Origin of the sequence: Pseudomonas fragi, from assembly GCF_002269505.1 — a bacterium.
GTDB lineage: Bacteria > Pseudomonadota > Gammaproteobacteria > Pseudomonadales > Pseudomonadaceae > Aquipseudomonas > Aquipseudomonas fragi_D.
In genome coordinates, this window is record NZ_NQKQ01000027.1 from 61,383 (window position 1) to 67,949 (window position 6,567).

At 56.6% G+C, this 6,567-nt stretch carries 4 protein-coding genes and 6 tRNA genes; 9 read left to right on the forward strand and 1 reads right to left on the reverse strand.

From position 1 onward, the window contains the following. Positions 1-55 precede the first annotated feature (55 nt). A complete protein-coding gene (locus CJU81_RS19740) occupies positions 56-1,069 on the reverse strand; it encodes an outer membrane protein assembly factor BamD (RefSeq protein WP_095037935.1) in 1,014 nt (337 codons plus the stop codon). A 148-nt stretch (positions 1,070-1,217) separates the two neighbouring features. Between CJU81_RS19740 and rluD the strand changes: the two genes are divergently transcribed. From rluD to CJU81_RS19785, 9 genes are all read left to right on the forward strand, one after another. Then, entirely contained in the window at positions 1,218-2,180 is a 963-nt protein-coding gene (gene rluD / locus CJU81_RS19745) for a 23S rRNA pseudouridine(1911/1915/1917) synthase RluD (protein ID WP_095037941.1), read from the forward strand. Further along, positions 2,177-2,908: a peptidoglycan editing factor PgeF gene (gene pgeF / locus CJU81_RS19750; protein ID WP_095037936.1), complete on the forward strand. Its 732-nt coding sequence runs from the start codon at positions 2,177-2,179 to the stop codon at positions 2,906-2,908. Before rluD ends, pgeF begins: the two co-directional genes overlap by 4 nt. Before the next feature lie 124 nt (positions 2,909-3,032). Then, positions 3,033-5,600, forward strand: a complete 2,568-nt coding sequence (gene clpB, locus CJU81_RS19755) for an ATP-dependent chaperone ClpB (RefSeq protein WP_095037937.1) — start codon at positions 3,033-3,035, stop codon at positions 5,598-5,600. Positions 5,601-5,906: 306 nt separating this feature from the next. Continuing rightward, positions 5,907-5,982: transfer RNA gene (locus tag CJU81_RS19760), tRNA-Asn, on the forward strand. Positions 5,983-5,991: 9 nt separating this feature from the next. Then, positions 5,992-6,068, forward strand: a tRNA-Pro gene (locus CJU81_RS19765). A 5-nt stretch (positions 6,069-6,073) separates the two neighbouring features. Beyond that, a tRNA-Lys gene (locus CJU81_RS19770) sits at positions 6,074-6,149 on the forward strand. A gap of 92 nt (positions 6,150-6,241) precedes the next feature. Then, positions 6,242-6,318, forward strand: a tRNA-Pro gene (locus CJU81_RS19775). 5 nt (positions 6,319-6,323) lie between these two features. After that, positions 6,324-6,399 (forward strand) — tRNA-Lys (locus CJU81_RS19780). Between the two features lie 92 nt (positions 6,400-6,491). Next, positions 6,492-6,565: transfer RNA gene (locus tag CJU81_RS19785), tRNA-Pro, on the forward strand. Positions 6,566-6,567: the final 2 nt, after the last annotated feature.

Sequence of the window (6,567 nt, forward strand, 5' to 3'; positions counted from 1 at the left end):
CAAATCAAACATAAAAAAAGAGCTCCGAAGAGCTCTTTTTTCAGACGCTGAACGATCAGTCAAACAGGCCCAGGGTCATATAGCTGAACCAGGAGCGGCTTTTGCCTTCAGCTTGCGGCTCTTCGATGATGTTGCCATCCGCATCTTTGGGCTTCAGCTCGGCCGGGATTGCATCCTTGGCATCCTGGTACTGCTTCTGGATATCCATGTTTGCACGGGTTTCACCCGGTGGCAGCGGTGTGCTGGATTCGATCATGCCCAATGTGGCCTTGCTCAGCCACGAACGGTTGTCCGACTCGGAAACCTGCGGCACAAATTGACCGTCTACCAGGCTCGGGTGATCCGGGTAGTTGGTCTTGAGCACTTCAAGGCTGGTGTTGGCCAGCTGGTCGAGGTGCATGCGCTGGTAGGACTCAACCATCACCGCCAGGCCATCGCCGACCGAAGGGGTTTCCTGGAAGTTTTCGACCACATAACGGCCACGGTTGGCAGCGGCTACATAAGCCTGACGAGTCAGGTAGTAATCGGCTACGTGAATTTCATACGCTGCAAGCAGGTTGCGCAGGTAGATCATGCGCTGCTTGGCATCAGGTGCGTAGCGGCTGTTGGGGAACCGGCTGGTGAGCTGGGCGAACTCGTTGTAGGAGTCGCGTGCAGCGCCCGGGTCCCGCTTGGTCATGTCCAGCGGCAGGAAGCGCGCCAGCAGGCCAACATCCTGGTCAAACGAAGTCAGGCCTTTAAGGTAATAGGCATAATCAACGTTGGGATGCTGTGGATGCAGACGGATAAACCGTTCGGCAGCCGACTTGGCCGCTTCGGGCTCGGAGTTCTTGTAGTAGGCGTAAATCAGTTCAAGCTGGGCCTGGTCGGCGTAGCGACCGAACGGGTAGCGTGATTCAAGTGCCTTGAGTTTGGCGGTAGCACTGGTATAGCTGTGGTTGTCCAGGTCGGCCTGTGCCTGCTGGTACAGCTCGACTTCGCTGAGGTTTTCGTCAACGACTTCTTTAGTCGACGAGCAAGCGGCAGTCAGTGCGAGGATGGCGATCAGCAGCAGGTGTCTCACTTGCATGGCGGCTTGCGTCCCTATGACGGCCGCTGTCTTGGGCGGGTCCGTCCTGTTATGATGAGTGCCCCGTGAAAAGCCTCGGGGCAAAAGACGCCGTATTTAACCACAAGCGCGCAGCCGAAACCAAAGGCTTGGCGCGGTCCTGATGAGCATGTCCGAGAAAATTCAACTTCGCGAAGAGGTGCCGTCCGAACTGGGTGGCCAACGCCTCGATCAAGTCGCCGCACAATTATTCGCTGAGCACTCGCGCTCGCGCCTTTCCGCCTGGATCAAAGACGGCCGCCTTACTGTGGACGGAGCCGTCATACGCCCCCGTGACATCGTACACGGCGGTGCCATCCTGGAGCTGACTGCAGAGCAGGAAGCCCAGGGTGAATGGATCGCTGAAGACATCCCCCTGGATATCGTCTACGAAGACGATGACATCCTGGTCATCAACAAGCCTGCGGGCCTGGTGGTGCACCCGGCTGCAGGGCATGCCAGTGGTACTTTGCTCAACGCCTTGCTGCACCACGTACCGGACATTATCAATGTTCCGCGTGCGGGGATCGTGCATCGCCTGGACAAGGACACCACCGGTCTGATGGTGGTCGCCAAGACCATCCAGGCGCAGACGCAACTGGTTACACAGTTGCAGAGCCGCAGTGTCAGCCGTATCTATGAGTGCATCGTTATCGGTGTCGTCACTGCCGGGGGCAAGATCGACGCGCCTATCGGCCGTCACGGCCAGCAGCGCCAGCGCATGGCGGTAATGGAAGGCGGCAAGCAGGCGGTGAGTCATTACCGTGTGCTTGAGCGTTTCCGTTCCCACACCCATGTTCGGGTCAAGCTCGAAACCGGTCGTACGCACCAGATCCGTGTGCATATGTCTCATATCAACTTCCCGTTGGTCGGAGATCCTGCCTACGGTGGTCGCTTCCGTATTCCGCCGTCTGCCAGTGTGACGATGGTCGAGTCACTGAAAAGCTTCCCGCGTCAGGCGCTCCATGCCCGTTTCCTCGAGCTGGATCATCCGACGACCGGTAAGCGCATGAGCTGGGAATCGCCTCTTCCAGACGATTTTGTCTGGTTGTTGACCCTGCTCAAGCAAGACCGTGAGGCATTCATCGGGTGAACACCTTCCTGATTCCTGACTGGCCTGCGCCGGCAGGCATCAGGGCCTGTGTGACTACTCGTGCGGGCGGCGTCAGTGTGGCGCCGTTCGACAGCTTCAACCTGGGCGACCATGTGGGCGACGACCCTGTTGCCGTTGCGCACAATCGCCAACGCCTTACCCATATTTTCGACGTGCAGCCCGCCTGGCTTAGTCAGGTTCACGGGGTTGTCGTCGCACCTGCCAATCCCGAACTGATTGTCGAAGCTGACGCCAGCTGGACAGCAACTCCCGGAATTGCCTGCACCGCAATGACCGCAGATTGCCTGCCCGCGCTGTTTTGCGACCGTGCTGGTACTCGTGTTGCTGCAGCCCATGCCGGGTGGCGCGGGCTGGCGGCAGGAGTGCTTGAAGCTGCGGCGCAAAGCCTCAATGTAGAGCCCCGGGAGATTCTTGTGTGGCTGGGCCCGGCCATTGGCCCCAAGGCCTTTGAGGTTGGTGGCGAGGTGCGGGAGGTCTTTGTCAAAGACCTGGCGCCGGCCGAAGCCGCCTTTGTGCCCAGCGTCAACGCCGGGCGTTATATGGCCGATATCTATGAGCTGGCGCGCCTGCGTCTTGCCCGTTTCGGTATTACGGCTGTGTACGGTGGCGGTTTTTGCACCGTGACCGACCCGCGGTTCTTCTCCTACCGGCGCAGTCCCAATACTGGCCGCTTCGCATCACTGGTCTGGATTGAAAAGACCGTCTAGCTGATCTGCGTCATTTCTCTACGGCTTGAAACTTCCGTAATTGCCCGCATCTACTATGGTATCTGGCAGGTTTCTTCATTCAGGAGTTTCCATCCCTCCGGCCTGCTCATAAGGAAGGTGACGAATGCGTATAGATAGATTAACAAGCAAGTTGCAGCTGGCCTTGTCCGATGCTCAGTCTTTGGCCGTGGGCCTTGATCATCCGGCTATTGAGCCTGCGCACTTGATGCAGGCATTGCTGGAACAGCAGGGCGGTTCGATCAAGCCGCTGCTGATGCAAGTCGGTTTCGATGTAAACAGCCTGCGCAAGGAGCTGACCAAAGAACTCGATCAGCTGCCAAAAATTCAGAATCCTACTGGCGACGTGAATATGTCGCAGGATCTGGCGCGCCTGTTGAACCAGGCCGACCGTCTGGCGCAGCAAAAAGGTGATCAGTACATCACCAGTGAAATGGTGTTGCTGGCTGCCATGGACGACAACAGCAAGCTGGGCAAGCTGTTGCTGGGCCAGGGCGTAAGCAAGAAAGCGCTGGAAAACGCCATCAACAACCTGCGCGGCGGCGAAGCAGTCAATGATCCAAACGTTGAAGAGTCGCGTCAGGCGCTGGACAAATACACCATCGACCTGACCAAGCGCGCAGAAGACGGCAAGCTCGACCCGGTCATCGGTCGTGACGATGAAATTCGTCGCACCATTCAGGTTCTGCAGCGTCGTACCAAAAACAACCCGGTATTGATCGGTGAGCCAGGCGTGGGTAAAACCGCGATTGCTGAAGGTCTGGCACAACGGATTATCAACGGCGAAGTGCCTGACGGTCTAAAAGGCAAACGCCTGCTGTCCCTGGACATCGGTGCGTTGATTGCCGGTGCCAAGTTCCGCGGTGAATTTGAAGAGCGTCTGAAAGCCGTGCTCAACGAGCTGTCGAAACAGGAAGGGCAAGTCATCCTGTTTATCGACGAATTGCACGTCATGGTCGGCGCCGGTAAAGGCGAGGGCGCAATGGATGCGGGCAATATGCTCAAGCCTGCATTGGCTCGGGGTGAGTTGCACTGCGTAGGTGCGACCACGCTGAACGAGTACCGCCAATATATCGAGAAGGACGCAGCACTTGAGCGTCGCTTCCAGAAAGTACTGGTGGACGAGCCGAGCGAAGAAGACACCATCGCGATCCTGCGTGGTTTGAAAGAACGCTATGAGGTTCACCACAAGGTGGCGATTACCGACGGTGCGATCATAGCCGCGGTCAAGCTCAGCCATCGTTACATCACTGACCGGCAGTTGCCTGACAAGGCGATTGACCTGATGGACGAAGCGGCCAGCCGTATCCGCATGGAGATTGACTCCAAGCCTGAGGTACTGGACCGTCTTGAGCGTCGCTTGATTCAACTGAAGGTTGAAGCCCAGGCGCTGAAGAAAGAAGAAGACGAGGCAGCGAAAAAACGCCTCGAGAAATTGCAGGAAGAAATCGAGCGTCACGAACGCGAGTATTCGGACCTGGAAGAAATCTGGACCTCGGAAAAAGCCGAAGTGCAGGGTTCTGCCCAGATCCAGCAGAAAATCGAGCAGGCGCGCCAGGAGCTTGAAGTGGCCCGCCGCAGCGGCAACCTCAACCGCATGGCCGAGTTGCAGTACGGGATCATCCCTGATCTGGAACGCAGCCTGCAGATGGTCGACGAGCACAGCAACAAAACTGAAAATCAGTTGTTGCGCAGCAAAGTGACTGAAGAGGAAATCGCTGAAGTGGTATCGAAGTGGACGGGTATCCCGGTCTCCAAGATGCTCGAAGGCGAACGCGACAAGCTGATGAAGATGGAAAGCCTGTTGCATGAACGCGTGATCGGTCAGGACGAGGCGGTTGTAGCTGTATCCAACGCCGTGCGCCGTTCCCGTGCCGGCCTGAGTGACCCGAACCGCCCAAGCGGCTCGTTCATGTTCCTCGGCCCTACCGGTGTGGGTAAAACCGAGTTGTGCAAGGCGCTGGCCGAGTTCCTCTTTGATACCGAAGAGGCGATGGTGCGGATCGATATGTCCGAGTTCATGGAGAAACATTCCGTGGCTCGACTGATTGGTGCGCCACCAGGCTATGTGGGCTACGAAGAAGGCGGTTACCTGACCGAAGCGGTACGTCGCAAGCCTTACTCGGTGATTCTGCTGGATGAAGTCGAGAAGGCTCACCCGGACGTGTTCAACGTGTTGTTGCAAGTGCTGGAAGACGGTCGTCTGACTGACAGCCACGGCCGTACCGTGGACTTCCGCAACACGGTGATCGTGATGACCTCCAACCTGGGCTCTGCACAGATCCAGGAGCTGGTGGGCGATCGCGAGGCACAGCGTGCAGCGGTGATGGATGCAGTCAGCACCCACTTCCGTCCGGAGTTCGTTAACCGGATCGACGAAGTGGTGATCTTCGAGCCTCTGGCCCGTGATCAGATTGCCGGCATCGCCGAGATTCAGTTGAGCCGCCTGCGCAGTCGTCTGGCTGAGCGTGACTTGAGTCTTGAGCTGAACCAGGATGCTCTGGACAAGCTGATTGCGGTTGGTTACGACCCGGTTTATGGCGCACGCCCTCTGAAACGTGCGATCCAGCGCTGGATCGAAAACCCGCTGGCACAACTGATCCTGTCCGGTCAGTTCTTGCCTGGCACCACCGTGACAGCCAGCGTGAAGGACGACGAAATCGTCTTCGCATAAGGTTTGAAACCGGTGTTTTAAGAGAGGCCTCGCTTTGCGAGGCCTTTTTTTTCTAGAGTGTTGATCTGTAAGGAAAACGCTTGTAATATGCGCCCCGCAGCAAGCAACCTGTAACGGCAACTTGGCCCAAACCGAGAAGCCCGCTAGAAGAGCTAAGTAATTGTCTTCTAACGAAAAATAAGGGTTGACAAGGCTTTTAAAGCTTGTAGAATAGCCGACCTCAGAGACGCCAGCGCAGCGATGCGTAGAAATCGAAGAGTGTTGCTAAGTAGTAAGGCAACAACGTTACAAATTGAAATATGTAGTTCCGCGATAGCTCAGTTGGTAGAGCAAATGACTGTTAATCATTGGGTCCCTGGTTCGAGTCCAGGTCGTGGAGCCATTTTCAAGCCGGGGTATAGCGCAGTCCGGTAGCGCGCCTGCTTTGGGAGCAGGATGTCAGGAGTTCGAATCCCCTTACCCCGACCATTTTTGGGTCGTTAGCTCAGTTGGTAGAGCAGTTGGCTTTTAACCAATTGGTCGTAGGTTCGAATCCCACACGACCCACCATTTTTGGCTCCAGTTCACTGGGGTTAGATCTTAAGATCAGAGGCCAAAAGCACTGATCGAAGAAGGCGCCTCTTGAAGGTGCTTTTTTTTACCGGGGTATAGCGCAGTCCGGTAGCGCGCCTGCTTTGGGAGCAGGATGTCAGGAGTTCGAATCCCCTTACCCCGACCATTTTTGGGTCGTTAGCTCAGTTGGTAGAGCAGTTGGCTTTTAACCAATTGGTCGTAGGTTCGAATCCCACACGACCCACCATTTTTGGCTCCAGTTCACTGGGGTTAGATCTTAAGATCAGAGGCCAAAAGCACTGATCGAAGAAGGCGCCTCTTGAAGGTGCTTTTTTTTACCGGGGTATAGCGCAGTCCGGTAGCGCGCCTGCTTTGGGAGCAGGATGTCAGGAGTTCGAATCCCCTTACCCCGAGA